19 protein-coding genes and 1 pseudogene are annotated in these 21,320 nt (G+C 32.6%); 13 read left to right on the plus strand and 7 right to left on the minus strand.

What is annotated here, in order from left to right; all coding sequences use genetic code 11:
• Positions 1-136: 136 nt before the first annotated feature.
• From Q2T46_RS05380 to Q2T46_RS05435, 11 genes and pseudogenes are all read left to right on the plus strand, one after another.
• The gene (locus tag Q2T46_RS05380) at positions 137-571 is read left to right on the plus strand and encodes a helix-turn-helix domain-containing protein (RefSeq protein WP_303263938.1); all 435 of its coding nucleotides are present in this window, start codon (positions 137-139) and stop codon (positions 569-571) included.
• Between the two features lie 74 nt (positions 572-645).
• Entirely contained in the window at positions 646-852 is a 207-nt protein-coding gene (locus Q2T46_RS05385; RefSeq protein ID WP_311062354.1) for a hypothetical protein, read from the plus strand.
• 202 nt (positions 853-1,054) lie between these two features.
• Positions 1,055-1,483, plus strand: coding sequence for an ImmA/IrrE family metallo-endopeptidase (locus Q2T46_RS05390; protein WP_303263937.1), 429 nt, complete (start codon positions 1,055-1,057; stop codon positions 1,481-1,483).
• Between the two features lie 145 nt (positions 1,484-1,628).
• On the plus strand, positions 1,629-3,143 hold the full coding sequence (locus Q2T46_RS15525; RefSeq protein WP_303263936.1) for a ComEC/Rec2 family competence protein: 1,515 nt from the start codon (positions 1,629-1,631) through the stop codon (positions 3,141-3,143).
• Positions 3,144-3,161: 18 nt separating this feature from the next.
• Complete coding sequence (locus Q2T46_RS05400; RefSeq protein WP_303263935.1) at positions 3,162-3,359, plus strand: DUF3006 domain-containing protein; 198 nt, start codon at positions 3,162-3,164, stop codon at positions 3,357-3,359.
• Positions 3,360-3,426: 67 nt separating this feature from the next.
• Positions 3,427-4,602 (plus strand): annotated as a pseudogene (locus Q2T46_RS15530) (tyrosine-type recombinase/integrase).
• Between the two features lie 342 nt (positions 4,603-4,944).
• Positions 4,945-5,301: a hypothetical protein gene (locus Q2T46_RS05415; protein WP_303263933.1), complete on the plus strand. Its 357-nt coding sequence runs from the start codon at positions 4,945-4,947 to the stop codon at positions 5,299-5,301.
• 117 nt (positions 5,302-5,418) lie between these two features.
• The gene (locus tag Q2T46_RS05420; protein WP_303263932.1) at positions 5,419-6,402 is read left to right on the plus strand and encodes an ABC transporter ATP-binding protein; all 984 of its coding nucleotides are present in this window, start codon (positions 5,419-5,421) and stop codon (positions 6,400-6,402) included.
• Positions 6,368-7,075 (plus strand): ABC transporter permease, encoded by a 708-nt coding sequence (locus tag Q2T46_RS05425; protein ID WP_209453685.1) that lies wholly within the window; start codon positions 6,368-6,370, stop codon positions 7,073-7,075. Before Q2T46_RS05420 ends, Q2T46_RS05425 begins: the two co-directional genes overlap by 35 nt.
• Positions 7,076-7,087: 12 nt before the next feature.
• On the plus strand, positions 7,088-8,470 hold the full coding sequence (locus tag Q2T46_RS05430) for a GldG family protein (RefSeq protein ID WP_303263931.1): 1,383 nt from the start codon (positions 7,088-7,090) through the stop codon (positions 8,468-8,470).
• Positions 8,467-9,360 carry a DUF4340 domain-containing protein gene (locus tag Q2T46_RS05435; RefSeq protein WP_303263930.1) on the plus strand — a complete coding sequence of 298 codons (894 nt, stop codon included), beginning with the start codon at positions 8,467-8,469 and terminating at the stop codon, positions 9,358-9,360. Before Q2T46_RS05430 ends, Q2T46_RS05435 begins: the two co-directional genes overlap by 4 nt.
• A 4-nt stretch (positions 9,361-9,364) precedes the next feature.
• Here Q2T46_RS05435 and Q2T46_RS05440 read toward each other — a convergent pair whose 3' ends face one another.
• On the minus strand, positions 9,365-10,369 hold the full coding sequence (locus Q2T46_RS05440; RefSeq protein ID WP_209453682.1) for a YafY family protein: 1,005 nt from the start codon (positions 10,367-10,369) through the stop codon (positions 9,365-9,367).
• Positions 10,370-10,510: 141 nt separating this feature from the next.
• Here Q2T46_RS05440 and Q2T46_RS05445 point away from each other — a divergent pair, with 141 nt between their 5' ends.
• Positions 10,511-12,265, plus strand: coding sequence for a cell division protein FtsA (locus Q2T46_RS05445; protein ID WP_303263929.1), 1,755 nt, complete (start codon positions 10,511-10,513; stop codon positions 12,263-12,265).
• 38 nt (positions 12,266-12,303) lie between these two features.
• Here Q2T46_RS05445 and Q2T46_RS05450 read toward each other — a convergent pair whose 3' ends face one another.
• Positions 12,304-13,290: an acyl-CoA dehydratase activase gene (locus Q2T46_RS05450; protein WP_209453680.1), complete on the minus strand. Its 987-nt coding sequence runs from the start codon at positions 13,288-13,290 to the stop codon at positions 12,304-12,306.
• Between the two features lie 237 nt (positions 13,291-13,527).
• Here Q2T46_RS05450 and Q2T46_RS05455 point away from each other — a divergent pair, with 237 nt between their 5' ends.
• Entirely contained in the window at positions 13,528-14,940 is a 1,413-nt protein-coding gene (locus Q2T46_RS05455) for an ATP-dependent metallopeptidase FtsH/Yme1/Tma family protein (RefSeq protein WP_399388547.1), read from the plus strand.
• Positions 14,941-14,951: 11 nt separating this feature from the next.
• Here the strand turns inward: Q2T46_RS05455 and Q2T46_RS05460 are convergent, their stop codons facing one another.
• Genes Q2T46_RS05460 through Q2T46_RS05480 form a run of 5 tightly spaced genes read right to left on the minus strand, consistent with a single transcriptional unit; the run spans position 14,952 to position 21,293 of the window.
• A complete protein-coding gene (locus tag Q2T46_RS05460; protein WP_303263927.1) occupies positions 14,952-15,635 on the minus strand; it encodes a TIGR01906 family membrane protein in 684 nt (227 codons plus the stop codon).
• 3 nt (positions 15,636-15,638) lie between these two features.
• Positions 15,639-17,129: a hypothetical protein gene (locus Q2T46_RS05465; RefSeq protein ID WP_209453677.1), complete on the minus strand. Its 1,491-nt coding sequence runs from the start codon at positions 17,127-17,129 to the stop codon at positions 15,639-15,641.
• Between the two features lie 15 nt (positions 17,130-17,144).
• Positions 17,145-18,110, minus strand: coding sequence for a hypothetical protein (locus Q2T46_RS05470; protein ID WP_311062355.1), 966 nt, complete (start codon positions 18,108-18,110; stop codon positions 17,145-17,147).
• Entirely contained in the window at positions 18,107-19,687 is a 1,581-nt protein-coding gene (locus Q2T46_RS05475; RefSeq protein WP_303263926.1) for a HEAT repeat domain-containing protein, read from the minus strand. Before Q2T46_RS05475 ends, Q2T46_RS05470 begins: the two co-directional genes overlap by 4 nt.
• Complete coding sequence (locus tag Q2T46_RS05480; RefSeq protein ID WP_303263925.1) at positions 19,674-21,293, minus strand: Hsp70 family protein; 1,620 nt, start codon at positions 21,291-21,293, stop codon at positions 19,674-19,676. The genes Q2T46_RS05475 and Q2T46_RS05480 overlap by 14 nt, the downstream gene beginning before the upstream one ends.
• Positions 21,294-21,320 lie beyond the last annotated feature (27 nt).

Raw genomic sequence — 21,320 nt, forward strand, 5'->3', positions numbered from 1 at the left:
CAGTTGGCAATATTGCCTTCTGGTAATAATATATCATATGCTGTTGCCATTTGTCAATACTTTTTATAAAAAATTTTTGCTTTATATTGCCTTTGGGCAATATATTATATAAAATAAACTTAGGTGGTGAAATCCTTTGAGTATCGGGGAATATATTAAGAAAATTCGTGAAGATAGAAAACTTTCCATAAATCAACTCGCTCTATATTCAAACGTAAGTGCTGCACATATATCTCGTATAGAACGAGGTTTGCGTGAACCTTCGCCAGAAATTCTGAAAAAAATTTCTGAAGTATTAGATGTACCATATGAAGAGTTGATGAAAATTGCTGGATATTTAAATGATAATATTAATATTCCAGAAGACTACGTAAAAAAATATAAAGTCACCAAACGGGACCTCATGCAGTATGAAGACTTTATTCAACATGCAGGTGCTTTCTTTATGAATGATGAGGTGGCAGAAGAAGACAAAGAAAAGCTTTTTCGTGATATCTCAGAGCTTTTCTGGGAAGCTAAAGAAATGAATAAAAAGAAATATGGTAAGAAAAAGAAAAAAGAAGAAAATTAGCAGGGTGAAGAAATATGCTGAACTGCATGGAAACATGCAGAAGTATGGGATAAAAAGCCCATGCGGTAACAGTTTTGAGTTTAGCAATCCAAATGGATAAATTAACTAATCCAAGTCATTTCAGTAAATTTAGTGGAGTGTTAAAGCCAATGCCAGCAATTGAAAGAATTGAAAAATTCGCCCAAATGCAAAATAGCTGCAAAGGAGTTGATTCCATCGTAAAACAATTCAATACTATGGGTAATGTAATTGCCCCACTTCAGAGTAATCTGCTGATGTAAATCGGGTTAATTCATAGAAAACCCTGACATAAAGTCGAGGGCAACTATGAGCCAAGCCGTGAGAATTCGCCTAGGCGTATCCCGGAAGGTGCAACGCATAGATGGTGAGGAGCGATGCCAATAAACCATCCACGAAAGCCCGACACCCTGCTAATTTCAATTATATTATAACATAAGACTATAAAGTATATAGGTGAGTTTTATGGTAAATATTCATGCCCGTGTCAAGCATTTAATATATAAATATGGCACAAGAAATCCTGAAAAAATTGCTAGAAATTTAAAGATGCATATAAGATATAAGGAGTATAATGATTTCACTAAGGGATATTATATAAATTTGATACGAAATAAATTCATTATTGTTAATTCTCTTTTAGATTTAAATAGTAGACGTATTGTTTTAGCTCATGAACTGGGACATGCTTTATTGCACTTCAACCAAGATATTTATTTCATACGTGAATATACCCTTTTTCCAATAGGCCGTTTTGAAATTGAAGCCAATAAATTTGCTGCTGAATTGCTTATAGATGACGATGAAATCCGGAATGATTGGAGCATTCCAGAGATGAGCTGCTGGCTTGGAGTACCTGAGGAATTAGTAAAATATAAGTTAGGTATATATTAATTATGGTTTAATGTCTGCAAGTTTTCAGCTTACCTGTCAGGGATTGAAATAACAAGCTTCTAAATGAAGACTCTTTTAAACCAAGAAGTTTTTAGCCTACCTATAAGGGATTGAAAAAAGCATTACAAAAAGGGGAGGTCATTTTATGGAATTAAAAAATATTTTAAAATTTATTCCAGGATTTAGAAGCAGCATAAGATGGCACATGATTATAGCAGGTATATACTATTTGCTGTCTTTAATTATGTTTGCTTCAGGAATTGGTGTTGGCTTATTTTCTCTTGCACTTCCATTTACGATGTTTTACTTCGCGGATCTTCTTTCTTATAAAAAGAAAAATACACCTATAAAAAATGTTCTAATTCCTTTTATTATTTCTTTTGCAATTATGGTAACAGGCATTGCTGCAACCCCACCAGCCGAACAAAGTAATATTCCAACAACGCAAGAAAGTAAAACTATAGTTAAAAATAATGATGAATCTGTCACTAAAGATAATGAAGTTAAACCTACAAATACCAGCAATCTAGCTGCTACATCAACGCCACAAGATGATAAACACGCTACAACTACATCATCAGGAATATTAAAAGTCCATTATATTGATGTTGGGCAAGCTGATAGCATTTTAATTCAAACACCTGGCAGTAAATGCATGCTGATAGATGCCGGAAATAATGCTGATGGGCCTTCAGTTGTTTCATACATAAGGAACCAAGGAATAAATAAAATAGATGTTCTTGTCGGTACACACCCGCATGAAGATCATATCGGTGGAATGGACAATGTTATTTATTCTTTTGATATAGGCAAAATCTACATGCCTAAAGTATCAAACAATACAAAAACATTTGAAGATGTATTGACAGCAATTAAATCAAAGGGTCTAAAAGTAAATACTGCAACTGCAGGCGTAACTATCGACTTGGATCCTTCGTTAAAAATCGTTATGTATGCGCCAAACAACACATACTATGAAGACCTGAATAATTATAGTGCTGTTATAAAACTAACATATAAGAATACATCTTTTTTGTTTGATGGAGATGCCGAAGACATTTCAGAGAATGAAATGTTGGCACAGGGTTACGACTTAAAAGCTGATGTTCTTAAAGTAGGACATCATGGCAGCAGTTCATCTACAACGCCAGCTTTCCTTAAAGCTGTTTCTCCTAAATATGCAGTTATATCTGTTGGTGCTGGAAATAGTTATGGGCATCCTGCACAACAAACACTTGATAGACTTGCTGCAACAAACGTTCAAATATTTAGGACTGATGAAGCTGGTACTATCATAGCAACAAGCGATGGTAACACAATAACTTTTGATAAGAAAGCATCATCTGTAAAGCCACATGCTCCACCAACAAATACAGTAAATTCTAATACAACTAACACTGTCAAATCATCCAATAACAATTCAGGTACAGCATCAACTGTAATTATACCAGCGACAAAACCATCAACATCTACATTAGTCATCCAAAATCCTAGCGGAAGCATAGGCAATGATAATGTAACTGTTTATATAACAGCAACAGGTAAAAAGTATCATCGTGATGGGTGCAGATATTTATCAAAAAGTAAAATCCCCATAAGTTTATCACAGGCTAAAGCGGAAGGCTATACACCATGTAGTGTATGTGATCCACCACAATAAAATAAAAGAGGTGATAAAATGAAAGTTATTATTGACAGATTTGAAGGTGATTTTGCGGTTGTTGAAATGCCTAACCGTAAAATGGTGAACTTGCCAAAAGTATTAGTACCCGATGCACATGAAGGTGATGTAATAGATATAAGTATAGATAAAAAAGAAACTAAAAATAGGTCAGATAAAATAAGTAGAATGATGGAAGATTTATGGGAAGATTAATGCCATGCTGAATGGCATTTATTTCTAAATCTATTTCGAACATAAGTTTTTTAAGGAGTATGATACTATGGCTCAAAAAACAAATTACACAAAAAACGGCAATGAATATTATAGAGTAACAGCTACTATCGGCAGAGATTCGGAAGGAAAGCTAATTCGAAAAGAATTCTATGGCAAAGGCAAAAAAGAAGCCGAAGCTAAAAGAGATGAATATTTGAATGGCATAAAAAATGGCCTCAATATCGATTTTAAAGATGTAATTTTAGGTGAACTTATGCGCACATGGCTATTTGAGGTTGTAAAAGTATCAAGAAAGCCTTCTACTTTTGCAAGATATGAAGGACTTTATAGAAACTATATAAAAGATAGTGAACTATATGGATTAAAAATTAGTCTCATAAAATCAATACAGATACAACGATATTATAACAAACTCTATCAGGAAGGCAAAAGCAGCAAGACAATAAAAACTTTAAACAAATTTTTAAAGACCTTCTTCAACTATGCAGTCGATTAAGGGTATCTAGTTCGCAATCCTTGTATAGGCAAAAAATTAGTTATTCCGGGAACTGCACAGGAAAAAAGCGAAACAAAGATTGAAACCTTCACTGATGAGGAAATAAAAAGATTCACTGAAGCGTTAGAAGGGCATCGCTTAAAAGCATTATTTTTATTGGATTTTGGAACAGGTTTAAGACAGGGAGAATTACTCGGCTTAAAATGGCCCGATATTGATTTTGAGAAAAAAGAATTAAGGGTCCAGAGGACGATTAAACAGGTAACTCTCATAGATGCACATGGCAACAGGGAATATAAAACTATTGAGCAAATACCTAAAACTAAAAACAGCATCAGAACTGTCCCCATTCCTTCATCGCTTATACCAGTATTAAAGGAACACAGAAACAGACAAAAAGAAGAAAAATTAAAAGCAGGGCCAGCTTACCTCAACGATATTGAAACCGGCTATGTATTTACAACAGAATTAGGTAATACTATAGATGCTCGAAACTTAACTCGAATTTATAAAAAGCTTTTATACAAAGCAGGCATAAAGTATAAAAAATTTCATGCCATTAGACATACTTTTGCAACAAAACTATTTGAAAGAGGGATCCCACTTAAAACAGTATCATTATTGTTAGGACACAGTAATATTTCTATAACAGCAGACACGTATACGCATGTAATACCCAAAGTAAAAACTAATGCAGTAGAGACATTGAATGACCTGTTTATCTAGAATAGTAGGCATTTTGAGGATTTATTTTTTCCCACACTTTTCCCACAAAAGTTTTAGATAAAGGTAGTTTTTTATAGAACATTAAAGTTAAAAAATCCAGTATTTAAGCCAATTTAGGGCATTGTAGGAAAGTGTAGAATGTATAAAATCGAACCGAGAGGTCGCAGGTTCGATTCCTGTCAGGCGCATTAAAATATAATACTATTCGCTAACATATTATGTCATTTATTTTTTAATTTACCTTTAAAAAGCATCAGAAAAAGTTTGCTTATATTTATAACAGCGTAATTTTTTCCATGTATATATGTTTAAATTGCGCCCAAAATATATTTGGGTGATTTTATGAAATTAAATGCATATTTTTACAACTTAGAAAGCGCCAACAAAGCTGCTAATTATTTAAAAAGCATGGGCTTCAGGGCATATGTGGATATTATCGATAAATATGCGGATACTTACAACGATAAGCAAAACATAGCTGGAACCGATACAGGACCAACTTTAGCATCACTAGTTTTAAAGTCAGGCTATCCTTTTGACATAAGAAAAAGCCTTTTGCTTATGTCAGATCCAATGATAAGCGGAATGGGTTATTATGACGAAACTGCCGATGCAAATATCCAATTAAATGTGGAAGTCACTGATGACAAAACAAACAATGTAGTAAAAGTTATCAAATCTTTTGGCGGCTTAACATAGAGCTTTTAAAGCTCTATGTTTTTTATTTTTAAAATTCTCTTCACATTTTGTTAACAATTTATTAATAAAACTTGATTATAATTAAGTAGTATATACGAAAAGGAGGTTTGGCCGCGTATGATGATTGAAGTAAACAATGTGACTAAAGTTTACGGAAAACGCAAAGCTGTAGACAATATAAGCTTTTCTGTAGACAGTGGAGAAATAGTAGGATTCTTAGGTCCTAATGGTGCTGGAAAAAGTTCAACCATGAAAATGATAACTGGTTTTATGCCACCAACATCAGGCACAATAAAAATTGCCGGGTACGATATAATAGAAGATTCATTAAAGGCGAAGAAGCATATTGGTTATCTTCCAGAAGTCCCACCACTGTATTTGGATATGACTGTTGAAGCTTATTTAGCATTTGTATGTGAATTAAAAGAAGTCCCAAAAGACAAAAGAAAATCAACAGTTGACAAAGTCATAAGTGAAGTAGGATTGTCTGACGTAAGAAAAAGAATTATTAAAAACTTATCAAAAGGTTACAAACAAAGAGTTGGACTGGCTCAAGCAATCATCGGAGATCCTGATGTGCTGGTTCTTGATGAACCGACAGTTGGATTAGATCCCAAACAAATCAAAGAAATAAGGGACATTATAAAAGAACTAGGAAAAAAGCATACCATCATACTGAGTACACACATTTTACCTGAAGTAAGCATGATATGCGACAGAGTTATAATCATAAACAAAGGCAAAATTGTCGCAATGGACTCAACTGAAAACTTAACTGATACTATAGGAAGATCGAAAAGATATTTCCTTAAAGTCTTAGGTTCAACTGAAAAAATATCAACCACATTAAAAGGAATAAATGGAATAAAAGATTTTAAATCGAAATCAAACACAAAAGAAAATTGTATCGACATCGATGTTGAAACAGACGTAAACAACGACTTGAGAAAAGAGATTTTCTTTTCTTTTGCAAAACAAAATATGCCTATTATAGAATTTAGGCCTGTAAACTACAGCCTAGAGGAAGTCTTCCTGCAGCTTACAACAGATGAGGAGGTAAATAGTGATGAAAATTCTGACAATATACAAAAGGGAGCTTAAGTCATACTTTCTATCGCCTCTTGCATATGTGCTGGTAGGTTTTTTGCTGCTTATATCAGGATATTTCTTTGCAACATTTGTCCTCTCAACACAATATGCACTTATGTCTCCCGTTTTTAGCAACATGGTTTTTGTCTTCATGTTTATAAGCCCAATTTTGACGATGAGATTGATATCAGAAGAAATGAAAAATGGAACTGATCAGCTTCTCATGACAGCGCCGCTGAAAATAACAGACATGGTTTTGGGTAAATACTTTGCATCACTGACTGTCTATGCTCTATCATTGGTGATTTCCCTGATATATCCTTTATATCTTAAAATATACAGCACACCAGACTTTGGACCTATTCTTACAGGTTATATAGGATCTTTCTTAATGGGAGCAGCATTCATAGCAATAGGTATTTTTGCATCATCCTTAACAGAAAATCAGCTTATTGCCGGTGTCATAGGTTTTTCGATTCTTTTATTATTTTGGATTATTAGCTGGCTAGGTGATGTATTCCAGGGAACAGCTAAAACTATTGTGGAAAACATTTCGCTGCTACAAAGATTCAATAACTTTCAAAACGGTGTATTAAGCTTAAATGACATTGTATTTTACTTGAGCGTAATAATCTTCTTCATTTTTGTAACTATCATGGTTGTTGATAAAAGACGCTGGAGTTAGGAGGTAATTCTATTGAATAAAATCAGGTTAAAATACGGAAGCAATACGATTTTAGCAATCGTCATTTTATTGGGCATATTAATTTTCGGCAACTTAATATTAGCCCAAAAGCCTATAAAATGGGATCTTACCAAATCAAAGCAGTACACTCTCTCCGATAAAACAAAGCAAGTTTTGAAAAATCTAAAAACTGATGTGACAGTCTATGCGTTTTTCCAGAATGATAGTGCAAAGACACAAGTACAGAATATTTTAAATGAATACACCGGATTATCAAAAAAGATAAAAGTTCAATTTATAGATCCTGATAAGAATCCTTCATTAGTACAAAAATATGGAATAACTGCTTATGACACTACACTGTTTCTAAACAGCAAAGATGACAGTAAAAGACAAATAGTTAATTCATATGATATATTTACCCAATCACAAGAAACAGGTCAGACGATTTTTAACGGTGAACAGCAATTTACCCAAGCGATAATTAATGTTACAGAAGTCAACAAGACAAACGCTTATATCATTCAAGGCCACAATGAAGTAAACAGTACAAACTCTCTAACAACATTTAAAACAGCGCTGCAAGGTGAAGGCTACAACGTAAATGATCTAAACATTGGCCAATCCGGCGGTATACCAAAAGATACAGGCCTTATAATAATAGCCAATCCACAAATGGATTACAACGACCAAGAAATAAATGCAATCATGGATTACCTGAAAAAAGGCGGAAAAGCATTCATTATGATGGGAGCTGAAAATGGTCCTCTTACTGAAAAATCAATTAACAATATTCTAGCAAACTGGAATGTAAAAATCGATAACGACATAGTTGTTGATCCTTCAAGGAACTATTTCATGGATGCTTTATCACCTGTTCCAGAGTACGGATACCATGACATAACCGATAAACTAGAATCTGCTAATTTAGCGTCAGTTGCACCAAGTTCCAGAAGCATAACTTACAAAGAATCAAATAGCAGCAATATATCGATTCAATCATTTTTGACAACTAGTGATAAAGCGTGGGGGGAAACAAATTTCAACAGCAAACAAGCATCATTTGACGACAATGACATAAAAGGTCCTCTAACACTTGGTGTTACTATTTCTGACAGTAAGACAGGTATGAAAGTTGTCGTACTTGGCAATGACCTTATGGCAACTGATAAAGTTATTGGTTTGGAAGGCAACAGAGACCTTCTTATGAACAGTGCCAATTGGCTTACAAACAAGACAACACAGATATCTATAAGTCCAAAACCTCTTGACTATGCTACTGTATTCATGACTGGAAAACAAGCTAATGCAATGTTTATTGTAACTGTAATTGTAATTCCATTAGTCATCTGGATAATAGGTGGGTTTGTCTTCTTCAGGAGGAGAGCTTTATGAAGACTTTTAGAAACACTATAATAATGTTTGTAATACTTGGCATATTTGTGGGATATTACTACTACAGCAAAGCTACAAAGAAGCCTGCACCATCGACAAACATCATAAGCATAAGCAAAAATAAATTGTCTTCTATAGATATAAAAGATTCTAATAATGAAATGGCTATTGTAAAAAATGGCAGCACCTATAAAATTATCAAACCGATAAGTTATGCTGCAGATAGCACATATGCCAGCGATTTATTCAATTCACTTACACAATTAAAATACAATAGAAAATTTACCGACACAGATTTAAAGAAATATGGATTGGACAAATCAAATTTTATTATTACTGCGTCATCCAGCAATGGCAATACAGAAGAATTGATTGTTGGAAATAAATCACCAGTTGGCAATTCGTACTATGCCAAATTGTCAAATTCGCAGTATATATACGTTGTAGACGCAAGCTCGATAGAGAATTTTCAACTTACAAGTAGTGATACACTATTCAATTATTTAAATAAAGATATATACACGATATCTAAAGACAAAATATCAAAAGTAACTTATACAGACTCTTCCGGAACCCGTTATATGGAAAAAAATAAAAGCGGAAAGTGGGCTTACAATGGTAAAGAAATAAGCAGTGACAAATCAGAAAGCCTTCTCAATGATATAGTCTTACTGAGTCCGACAGGAATAGATCCAAATAAAAAAATCAGCGGAAATAGTTCTAGCTTCACACTTACCATATCAGATGGCAGTAAAAATGAGGAAGTCAAATTTCTGACAAATGACAATAATAATTACTACATCCAGAAGAACAACAATCAAATTGGCCTATATATAACAAAGGACCAATTAAGCAGCTTAATGAACGATATAAAAAGCATAATGAAATAAGGAGTCATTTACTCCTTATTTTTTTTGCCATCTTGATTATCTCATCATTGATCATGTCTTTAAACTCATCGGGACTTATAACTTCTGCTTCACATCCAAAGCCTAAAACCCATCTTTTAATCTCATCTAGCTGCGAAACTACCTTGACAAATAAAATTGAACCATCGTCATTTTCTACAATTTCATCTGCCTTATATCCTTCATACTCTTTGACAAGCCTGGCTGCATTCCCTGTAAATCTTATTTTCACCCTGTATTTTGTGTTTCCTTTTAAAATATTCCACGTGTATTTGTAATACTTGCTCTTATCAAAATCAGGGGATATTTCAAAGCTTTTACCAAGTAATTTTATCTCTTTCATTCTGGATATTCTAAAATCCCTTATTTCATTATGTAATTTGCAAAATCCCGTCAGATAATAATGACCATCTTTTTCGTAAATCAAATACGGATCTACTTCCCTTTCAGTCTCTGTATCAGATGTAAAAGAATAATACCTCATTTTGATAGATTTTTTATATATTATTGCATCGTTGATAGTCTCTAACATGTCTAACGTTACATTTTTATCAGAATCTATATCCTTTTGTATCAAAAAAGTCCTATACAGCCTATCAATGTAGTCATCGTATATAGAAGGTATGTACGATATTATTCTCTCTATGAAATTAAGAGCCATTTTACCTATTTCAGATGTATCATATTTTCTAATTATTTCTCTAGTGAAAAATAATGCAAAAAGTTCTTGTACAGTAAATATAAAATCATGTATCTTATACTTTTCTAAAGTATAAGTCGTTCCCCTGCCTTCCCCTTCTTCGTAAATTGGAAATACCATAGTTAAATCATCTAAATCTCTTTTTATCGTCTTTGTAGATACCTCTTCTCCAAAATTTTTAGCCAATCTCTGATATATCTGGTTTATTGTCATTCCATTGTTTTCCCATGATAAAATTGATAATATCTTCCACTGCCTTTCTAATTGAGTAGAATCACCATTTTTAATCATTTTAACACCCCACAAAAATTACTTTTAAGACAAATCAAAAAATTGTATAATATAAAAGTAATCTTAATTGAATTATACAACTTTCTAAAATTTATTAAAATATATTTTTTGTTTTACGATATATTTTTCGGGGGAATTTTGATGAACGATAACTTGATTTTTTCACTTGACATTGGAACAAGAGTTGTTGTAGGCATTGTAGGTGTGGCAGAAAATGACAAATTAAAAATACTTGCAGTCGAGCAAATGGAGCATAGCGACAGAGTAATGTTTGACGGTCAAATTCACGACATAGAAAAAGTATCGTCTGTTGCGTGTAAAATAAAAGAAAAGCTTGAAAAAAAGCTAGGAGTAAGCCTTAAAAATGTTAGTCTGGCTGCTGCCGGAAGGTCTTTAAAAACCAAAATTGTTAGAGTCGAAAAAAGCATAGATGAAAATTACATAATAAAAGACAGTGACATAGATAATCTAGTTTTGTCTGCACTAAACACTGCAAAAGAAGAGATATCGCATGAAGGCTATACGGTAAAATATCACATGGTAGGATACTCTATAACTAGCTTCTATTTAGATGGCCTCCCTATAACTAACCTAAAAGACCATACAGGCAGAGAAATCTCAGTAGAGATAATTGCCACATTTTTGCCATATGATGTAGTAGAAAGTTTATACTCTGTTGCAAAGAAAGCAGATTTAAATGTTACATACCTTACATTAGAGCCGATAGCAGCAATCGGAGTCGCAATAATGCCTCAAATCAGGATGCTAAATATAGCGCTTATAGATATTGGCGCAGGCACTTCTGATATAGCTATTTCAAAAGAAGGAAATATAATAGCATATTCAATGGTCCCATTTGCCGGTGATGAAGTGACTGAAACGATACAACAGCATTTCCTTACTGATTTTAACACTGCCGAAAAAATAAAAACGACCTCAAAAAAAGAAGTAAAATTTAAAGACGTAATAGGAATTGAACATAAAGTATCAAGAACTGACGTGCTTAAGATAATAGAACCTGTAGTTAAAAATCTTTCAAAAAAAATCTGCGATGAAATTCTAAAATACAATGGAAAAAGTCCATCTGCTGTATTCTTAGTAGGCGGCAGCAGCAATCTTCCCAATATTGCAGAAGAAATTGCTAAAAATCTATCTATACCGTTAGAAAGAGTATCTGTAAGAGATGCAAGCTCCATCAACGTCGTAGAATACAAAAGCAAAAAATTAAAAGGCCCGGAATACATCACACCTATTGGTATCGCTTATTCATCAATGATTGACAGAAAAAAAGATTTTATAACCATCTATTTTAATGATGAAAAATTAGAACTATTAAATGTGAAGGAAATGACCATAATGGATGTGCTTCTAAAAACCAATTTTGACTCTAAAAAGTTAATTGCACGACCAGGAAAAAATCTGTCATTTACACTTAACGGAAAAAATATCGTTATAGATGGTGAAGTAGGAACACCTGCCAAGATTTTAAAAAATGGAATCGCATCAAATCTCAAATCAAAAGTGGAAAACGGCGATAAAATAGTCGTTGTAAGTGGCATAAATGGCAAAGACGCTTCTATTACAGTAAAAGAGCTTAAAGATAAATACGGCGCATCAAAAATCACAGTCAACGGATCTATCGTAGATGATGACTACATTGTGAAAAATGGTGATGACGTAAAAATAATTGTAGAAAATCAAGAAGAATTTTTTGTTTACATAAATGGAGATAAAACAATCCTTACTGGAAAGGAACAATATATATTCATTGATATATTTAATTTTATCGATTTCCAGATGCCCAAAAATAAAATTCCTGAGATGATTTTAAACGGAAGAAAGGCTTCATACACAGACATTCTCAAAAAGGGCGATAAAATAGAGATAATAGTCTGATTATAAGGATCAAAGACGATCCTTATAATCTTTTATAGTTAAGATACACTTTTTGAAAAAATATTCTTGCTTGTAGAGTTTGACCACTTGCCGCATTTATCACCCCAGCGGGATATAACTTCATCATCTTTAATAAACTCCACAACCTCACATCCGTTTGAGCAGCCGGTACATTCAAACCCCTGTGCTTTATAATCAAGATCAGCAATTTCAAAACCTTTAAACTGGCTAAAGCCTTTTTTCTTTACAGCCTCTTTGGCAAGAATAGCTGCACCTATCGCTCCCATTACACCATAATATTTAGGAACATATACTTTCATGCCCAAAGCTTTTTCAAATGCCGCTTTTATGCCTTTATTTGCAGCAACACCTCCTTGGAACACTATCGGTTCTTTTATGTCCTTACCTTTTCCAACATTGTTTAAATAGTTTCTCACCAAAGCTTCACATAAACCGCTTATTATGTCTGGCAGCGCGTATCCCATCTGCTGCTTATGTATCATATCAGACTCAGCAAATACGCCACATCTGCCAGCAATTCTAACAGGACTAACTGATTTTAGTGCAAGATCGCCAAATTCTTCTATTGGTATATTGAGCCTGTACGCCTGCTGGTCAAGAAATGAACCTGTACCTGCCGCACAAACCGTATTCATTGCAAAATCTACTACAATTCCATCCCTCAATATTATTATCTTTGAATCTTGACCACCTATTTCAAAAACAGTGTGTACATCTTTAATTAAATTTGATGATGCAATGGCATGTGCAGTTATTTCATTTTTTACAATGTCAGCGCCAACCATGAGCCCTGTTAACTGCCTTGCACTGCCTGTTGTACCAACTCCTTTTACAGATATATCTGTGTGAGTCCTATCTCTCAACATAACCATAGCTTTCTGTACTGCCTTTATAGGCTGCCCTTGAGTCCTAATATAAACAGAATCTATCACCTCGTTGTTTGAATCAATCAAAGCCACATCTGTACTCACAGATCCAACATCAATTCCCATGTACACATCCATCTAGATAACCTCCTTTGAAAATTTTTACTTCTTTTCCATATAAACCTTAATTCATCATCGTTTCTTTCTACGTATAATTTGCGATTGTACGTAAAAACTATTTTTAGTAAATCACTGGGGGCGATGGCAATGAAAAAAAACTTATATATAATATTATTAACTTTATCACTGGTAATAAACATTATTTTGTCAATATCCTATACCTCAAAAGCGAATCCGGTGCTTATCATAATTTCAATGCTATCTCTTTTTCTGATAGGGTATATACTATACAAAAATAACGTATCTGAGATGCTGCCTGTAAACTTAAAAAACGAACTTCCACCTAAAGAAAAAGAGTCCAACAAAAAAGTCAACATTACTTTTAGAGATGTAGCAGGACTTGACGAGGTTATAGACGAGCTTAAAATTATCATCGATTTTATAAACAACACTGAAAAATACGATAGAATGGGTGCTAAAATCCCAAAGGGAATACTTTTCTATGGTCCTCCAGGTACTGGCAAGACATTGCTTGCTACAGCTTTGGCTGGAGAAACAAATTCTACATTTATATCGGCATCAGGTTCAGAATTTGTTGAAAAATATGTAGGTGTTGGAGCCAGCCGCATAAGAGCATTATTCGCAAGGGCTAAAAAGTCTACTCCCAGCATCATCTTCATAGATGAAATAGATGCGGTTGGTAGCAAGCGAAACAACGACAATAATTCTGAAAAAGATCAGACATTAAATCAGCTATTAGTTGAAATGGATGGCTTCAACAGCAACGACGGCATTATCGTAATAGGTGCGACAAATAGGCTGGATATGCTGGATGAAGCGCTTCTACGCCCTGGAAGATTTGACAGAACGATTCATATAGGAAATCCAAACGTAAAAGCCCGACTAGAAATTTTAAAAGTACATACGAGAAACAAGCCTTTAGATAACGACATATCACTGGAGGACTTGGCTAAAAAGACCCACGGCATGACAGGTGCCCATTTATCATCGATTTGCAATGAAGCAGCGATTTTAGCAGTAATAAGGCATAAGCAAAGAATAGGAAGAGAAGAATTTGATGAAGCTATAGAAAGAGTTGTTGCAGGTTTGCAAAAGAAAAATCAAGAAATCTTAGAAAAAGAGCGCAAAATTGCAGCACATCATGAAGCCGGTCATGCTATAATCGGCAAGATATTAAACGCCAGCACAGTCGAAAAGATTTCAATAGTACCTCGTGGAGAAGCATTAGGATATGTCCTCAATTTTCCAAAAGATGACGCTTTTTTAATGACAAAAACAGATTTAAAAAACAAGATAACAATGCTTTTAGGCGGTCGTGCTGCAGAGGAGATAATGTTTAATGAAGTATCTACAGGTGCAGAAAATGATTTAAAGGAAGCCACAAATATCTCATATCAGATGGTATGCAATTACGGCATGAGTGAATTGGGAAATAGGATATACGACATTAGAATGGTAAAATCAACTGACAAAATAGACGCAGAAGTCAATAAAATCATCAACTATTGCTATACAAATGCAAAAAAGATCCTTATAGAGAAAAAGGATAAAATAATTCTTATTGCAGAAAGACTTTTGTCAAATGAAATTATAACAAAAGAAGAAATTGATGAATTAATGAATGACGAAAAGCAAATGTGTGTATGAAAAATAGGCCTTTAGTTTAGGCCTATTTTATCATGATCTTTCCCTTTTACTAAATACGACACAAATCCTATGATTATATATACGATAACTGAATTTCGAATTGTAAGGTATGAAATATCACTAAAAAAGCCTTCCGGCAGCATCTGTATAAGTCTGTCGCGAGTCACATCCAACTGCCATAAATTGTTGTTAAAAAAAAGAAGATGAAAATATATAAACCACCTATTAAAATCCAGTGAAACGACAGCCACTGCTGCAATTAAAAATAAAATCACAAATACCATACCACGGTATGTATAGTTAAATATGTCTTCTTTTTTAATGTACAAATACAAAGCAGTCAAGATGTACAAAAATATCATTACATTTTTTATTAAAAAACCATTCTTAAAAAGTTCTCTGACATCTCTCATGTGGTCTAATTCTTTTTCGTTAAATACCTTTTGATTCTGACCATCTATTACAGCATTTAATTGAAGACTGTCTACTTTTCCAAAAAGATAATCTTGAATTCTGGCTGCTACTTTGTTTAACTGTGAACTATCCATTCCTGTTACATCTTCTATGCCGTATTTATTGAATTCGTGAATATAAAAATTTTTATCAAACGCCAAGTATTGTAAATTCGATAGTAAAACAATCAAAAATAAAAATATAACCATCAAAACAGATATAATTTTATTTATAATCTTCATTTATTACAATCCTTCCTTGACGTTTTTTAAAAGTGCTTCATAAAGATGTTTGCTGTTTTTCATATCCTTGTATAATTTGATTCTTTTGTCAACACTTTCCATTATAGCAGCCTTAACATTTGATGTTGTATCAAACTCCAATGAGCTCTTCAAATAGTTAAAAAACTCATTTTCAAAATTACCTGGAACCGGAATGATTCCCAAAAGCCTCCTCATGCGAATCTTCCGATAATCTGGATTCATGTTCCTGCTAATATCATCTATCATAGAAATAAGATTATTAATTTCTTCTTCAACAATACTGCCTTCTATTGCTTCCCCTTGCATATCATCGAAATCATCACCATCATCATTCATTAGGTTTTCGTACTCAGCTAGAATCTCTATATCATTTAAAATATCTTCATCTATGAAGTTTTCTATATCATTTTCAAAATAATTCATGTCATTCAACAATCTATTGTAATTGTACAACTCAAAATACCAATTAGATATACACTCATTTAATGTTCTTAAAAAATCTTTTACTTTTTTCTTTGTATATTTCTCTGAATATATACTACCATATACATCTAAAAAAATTTTTATTTTAGGCTCTTCCTGCAGCGTATCTTCTATCTTTCTATCTGACTTATAAAATATCAAAAGCCTATTTACGATCCTTATTAGAGAATAAACCATTTCCCTTATATCCTGTATCTTGCCTAAAAGGACAATTGTTTCCTTTAAATACAGCTCTAAATCGTCTTTTTTAGCATTTTTCAAGTCTATTGTCTGAAGCTCTTCTATTTTATTGGCAATTTCAGCAAATTTTTCGCCATAACCTTCTACCAATTTCCCGTAAAAATTTTCCTCAATCTCAAAAATATTTTGTATAAGCTTGTCATAACCATTGTATTCATGAATCAAACCACTTTTCATATAATCAAAAAATCTCTTTTTAGACAGTGCAAAAGGAATTGAAGATATTACTTCCTGAATCCTTTCGAATTTTTCTTCTTCATTTTCAAATACAAACTCTTTGATATTATTGTAGAATTCCTCAATGCTAACATCAAAATCGTTCTGGTTAAAAGTCTTAAGCTTATCATTAAATACATCACTGCAATATCTAGCTTCTACAAAATACCCATACAAAACTTCTAAATCTGATTCCAAATTTTCCTTTTTATCTTCAAGCGTTTTTATAATATTTTCTCTTATTTTTAAATCCATTTGTTTATAATATCTAATCCTATCAACTACATCTCTGAAACTTTCAATAGTATCATATAAGTCATCATTTAAAGACTTCATAAACTTTAAAACACCATTTCGTTTCAAAATAATATCATAAAGATAAACTGATTCGTAAATAAGTTCTAAAACACAAATAGTAATAATAATGTTTTTTTGTTTCTTAAATATTTCTTTAAGAGCATTAGAAATATTTAAATCGTCATTGCTATCTTCAGCTAAAATTTTTTTAATTTTTCGGATTTCATCATGATGCATTGTTACACCTCGCAATTATGAATTTTTTAACATCTTAGACAAATCATCTAACAGTGAATAATCATTATCTTCTAAACTTACTGCTGATTGTTCTTCAAGCACGCCAACATCAGCAATCCCAATTTTCTTTTCTAACTGGCTTAAAATTTCCTTCACTTCCAAAAAACACTTCTTAATCTCCTGGTTATCTTGATGCAAATCCATTAATGTCTTATTCAAAGATACCTTTAAATTTTCATTTTTCTTGTCTTTTGACACATTTTCGTTAATAAGCTTTATAATATGCTTATCAAATTCCAGGCCAATGTGTTCTAAAATCAACTCTAAGCGCTTTTTTTCCTGCTTTAAATCTTCTAATTTTTTGTTTAAAGAGACTATTTCCTTTTCCTTATTTTCCAATGCTTTTTTTAAATTGTCCACCTCAATTATATTCTTTTTTTCTTCTTTTATCAATTTATCATACAATTTTTCTACTTCTTTTTCAAGTTTTTTAAGCTTTTTACAAATATCACCATTTTCTTTTTGAGGACTTCGTTTGATGCTATCTTGTTTTTGTACAGCTTCTGGCTTTATGGCTTTATTTATTATATCACCTAGATCCTCCCTGTTGTCAATAAGAAGAGCTGAAACAACATTATCATTTCCATACACATCACAAAGTTCATCAATTTGCTTGTCTATTTCATTTGATTCCATGCTGCATATCTTTTCATACAGGTCCCCATGTAACATCTTCCATTCTTTTACAAAATCCTCATAGTTAAAATTTCCTTTTAATATTTCCTGCCTCAATATAGGCACAATTTTCGTAGGTGGACTTGATTTTTCATTCAATCTAAAACCAGCAAGTTTTTTTTGAAGGTTTTTATCTGTCTTAAAAGGTTTAATCAATACGTTATACGGCAATGTGTATAAAAATATATCTAAACATTTTGTAATATCTACACCTTTTTTGTTCATCAAAATACATCTTCCCTTCATGCCTTTATAAGTTTATCTCTACCTTTATAATTTTTCTCAATAATCTTCTGCGCCAAATACCTAATTCTTGTGCTTTCATTTAAAGATGCATCAATAAAAATCCTTTCATTTATGACATTGCTAAGAATACCTGTATTTTTACCTAATATCTTATAAATAGTGTATTGTATTTCTTCTTTCTTTGTCGTCTTTAATTTCAAAATCAATTCTTCAGCCATTCCATCATCAATATTTGCATCTAAAATCCTTAATGCATTTAAGCATGCATAACCATCATCATTTCTAATTAAGTATTTTATCCCATTTGTTATCTCTTTGCTTATCCTGCTGTCTTTAAACCCTTTAAGCCTTTTTAGCTCTTTTATAGCACACAAAGTGTCACTGTGAGATTTATTAGAAGATATCAAGTATTCAAATAATCCTCCTAAGTACCTCATTTCACCAAGTTGTACCAAAGCAGACATAGTATTTATTCTTAATTCCTTATCATCTATATACTTTTTTATTATATCCTTTGCCTCAAAAGCTTCCAAATTTGCAAGTGAAGTAATTATACATGCTTTAATTTCACTGTTTAAATTTTCATCATTCAGCATATTTACTAAATACTTTATCGACTTTTTGTCTTTTGTATATCCTAATCCTATTATAATATTCATCTTATTTTCTATTAATGGGGAATTTAATGCCTCAATAAGGCAATCTGTAGCACTGCCAATTCTCATTTTTCCCAATGTTATAGCTGCTTTTTGATTGTAGTCTTCATTGTATAGCATCTTTGATAAACTTTCAATTGCCATATCCTTTGAGCGAGATATTACATTAGAATACACTGTATTAAGGCTTTTATTCTCATTGTTCATATAGCATTTTATTATTTCTGACAAGGCTTCCTCACCAAAGTGAGAAAGTTTATCTATCAATCTAAATGCTACATTTCTTTCATTTACGCTAAACCCATTAAATGTATTTACCATGTTTAAAACAGGTCTTATGCATCTTTCATCTCCAATATCTATTAAACAATCCGCTGCTAAAACTTTAAGGCTTTCATCGTTGAGAAGCATTAAAAGTACATCAAAAGCAGATTTCTCCTTGATTGTCCTTATTGCTTCTATCGCAATCTTCATCTGCAAATCCCATGTCCAATTTTTCAGCACACTAATAAGCGCATCTCTCCCAGCTTTGCTTAGATTACACACAGAAACCAAAATTCTTAAAATCGATTGATACACATTTTTATCACTCAAATTAAGCGCTTTTGTGCAGTACAAAAACATCTCAATGGGATTTTGACCATCCTCTAGTATGCTTTTTAATAGGTCTATTATTTCTACTTCCATCAAATTAAGATCTTTCTCATTTACCATTCTCAATTTAATAGTTTTTTCATAAACTAGTTGCGCATTTATATCGGATATATAATATTCAAAAACATGCTCTTTTACCATTTCCGTTTTTTCTGTATTAGCAGCAGCACCCAAAAAACTTTTTCCTTCCTTAATATCGTCATTGTGTATATTAAAAAACAAATCTCTGTTTTCTTGAAGCAAATTTCTCCAATTAACAGCCATCATATAACACCTCTTTATCGAATGTGACATCTATTCTTTGTTTGTCATTGCCAGTTACCCATGCTTCTAAATGCAAAATCCTATTCTTATCAAAAGTCACTTTTATAGATATAGGTGTACCAGGCTTTATAATATCAGTAAATGTCAATTGCATAGATTTAAGCCTTTTCATCTTCGGATCATAAATACTTTTCCCAGATAAAATATCCAGTTTTATTCCTGTTGCATTATCTACTTTAACAATATTATCATAGACTCTTTCGTAAGGCGCTTTTGTTCCCTGACTTACCAGCAAAACAGGTAAATCATTTTTTACATCCAAGTAAATATTCTCAGCCACTACTGGATATATTATGATTTTACCTTTTTCACTTCTCTTTCTATTTTCACTATAATAATTGTATAAAGCCGCACCTTTTGCCACTGAATACATAGGGTCAAGGTAATTAATGGACTTCTTTCCAAAAAAGCTTTCAACTGCTCTTCTTACAGAACTATATGCAGTCATTCCTCCAACTAAAAACACCTCATCAATGTCTTCCTTGTTTAAATTCGCTTTATTAAGAGTATCAATTATCGGATCTATAATATTAAAGCCTAAATTTCCACCTTTTGTCAACAGTGGTTTTATACATTCATCATATTCCTTTTTGCTTATTTCAAAATCAAATGTTTTGCCATTATAAAAATTTTCAATGGAATTTTTATACACTATATCCTCATTATCTTTGTCAATTAAACTACTTGTTTCAGATGAAAACACCATCTTTGCTTTTTCAATTTCCAGTGATAATATACTAAATATATATCTTTTGGCATCTACATCTGATGAAATCGAATTATAATCAATATTGTTTAAAATCGAATATTTGTGCAATAAATATAAAACACCACATATATCGAAATCGACACCGCCAAGCTGTATATGAGGCGAAATAGCCAGCTCTTCTACTTTATAATCATCATCTAAAATTTCTACATTCATGATTGAAACATCACAAGTCCCACCACCAAGGTCAAATACAAGCACTTTTTTTGGCGTTGAAAAATCGTATTTTTTTTGACTTCGATCATTTAATTTTTCCTCGTATATAAGCTCCAACAAAGCCGCCGTCGGCTCTGATATAAAGATAAGCTTATCTTCTATAAATCCAGCTAATTTGGCAGCATTTTTTGTTGATTTAATTTGATCATGGTTAAAAGAAGCTGGAACAGTTATGACTGCTCCATCTATCGCCGTATTATAAATCCTTTCAATGTTCTTTTTTACAACAGTTAAAATCTTGCCTGCAACATCTTCTGGAGTATATTTGTTACTACCTATCTGCCATACATGATTTCGATTACCAATATAATTTTTGCTGTTGTATATTACGCGATCATATTCTAAATTTTTCATCTTCCTGGCAAACTCGCCAATGTATTCTTTCCCAAATTCATCTACATATAAACAGGATGGCAACGTTTTTTTTAATATTAAACATCCAGTATCATCACAGATTTGCTCCATGTCTAAAATATTTATCTCAAAATTGCCATCCTCTGTCAAATTACCGCCTGCTGCCACCGTGTTAGTAGTTCCAAGATCAATGCCAATGTATGGTTTCATTTTTCCTCCTTAACTCCCTGAGTACAA

It is taken from the genome of Thermoanaerobacterium sp. CMT5567-10 (genome assembly GCF_030534315.2).
Lineage (GTDB): Bacteria > Bacillota > Thermoanaerobacteria > Thermoanaerobacterales > Thermoanaerobacteraceae > Thermoanaerobacterium.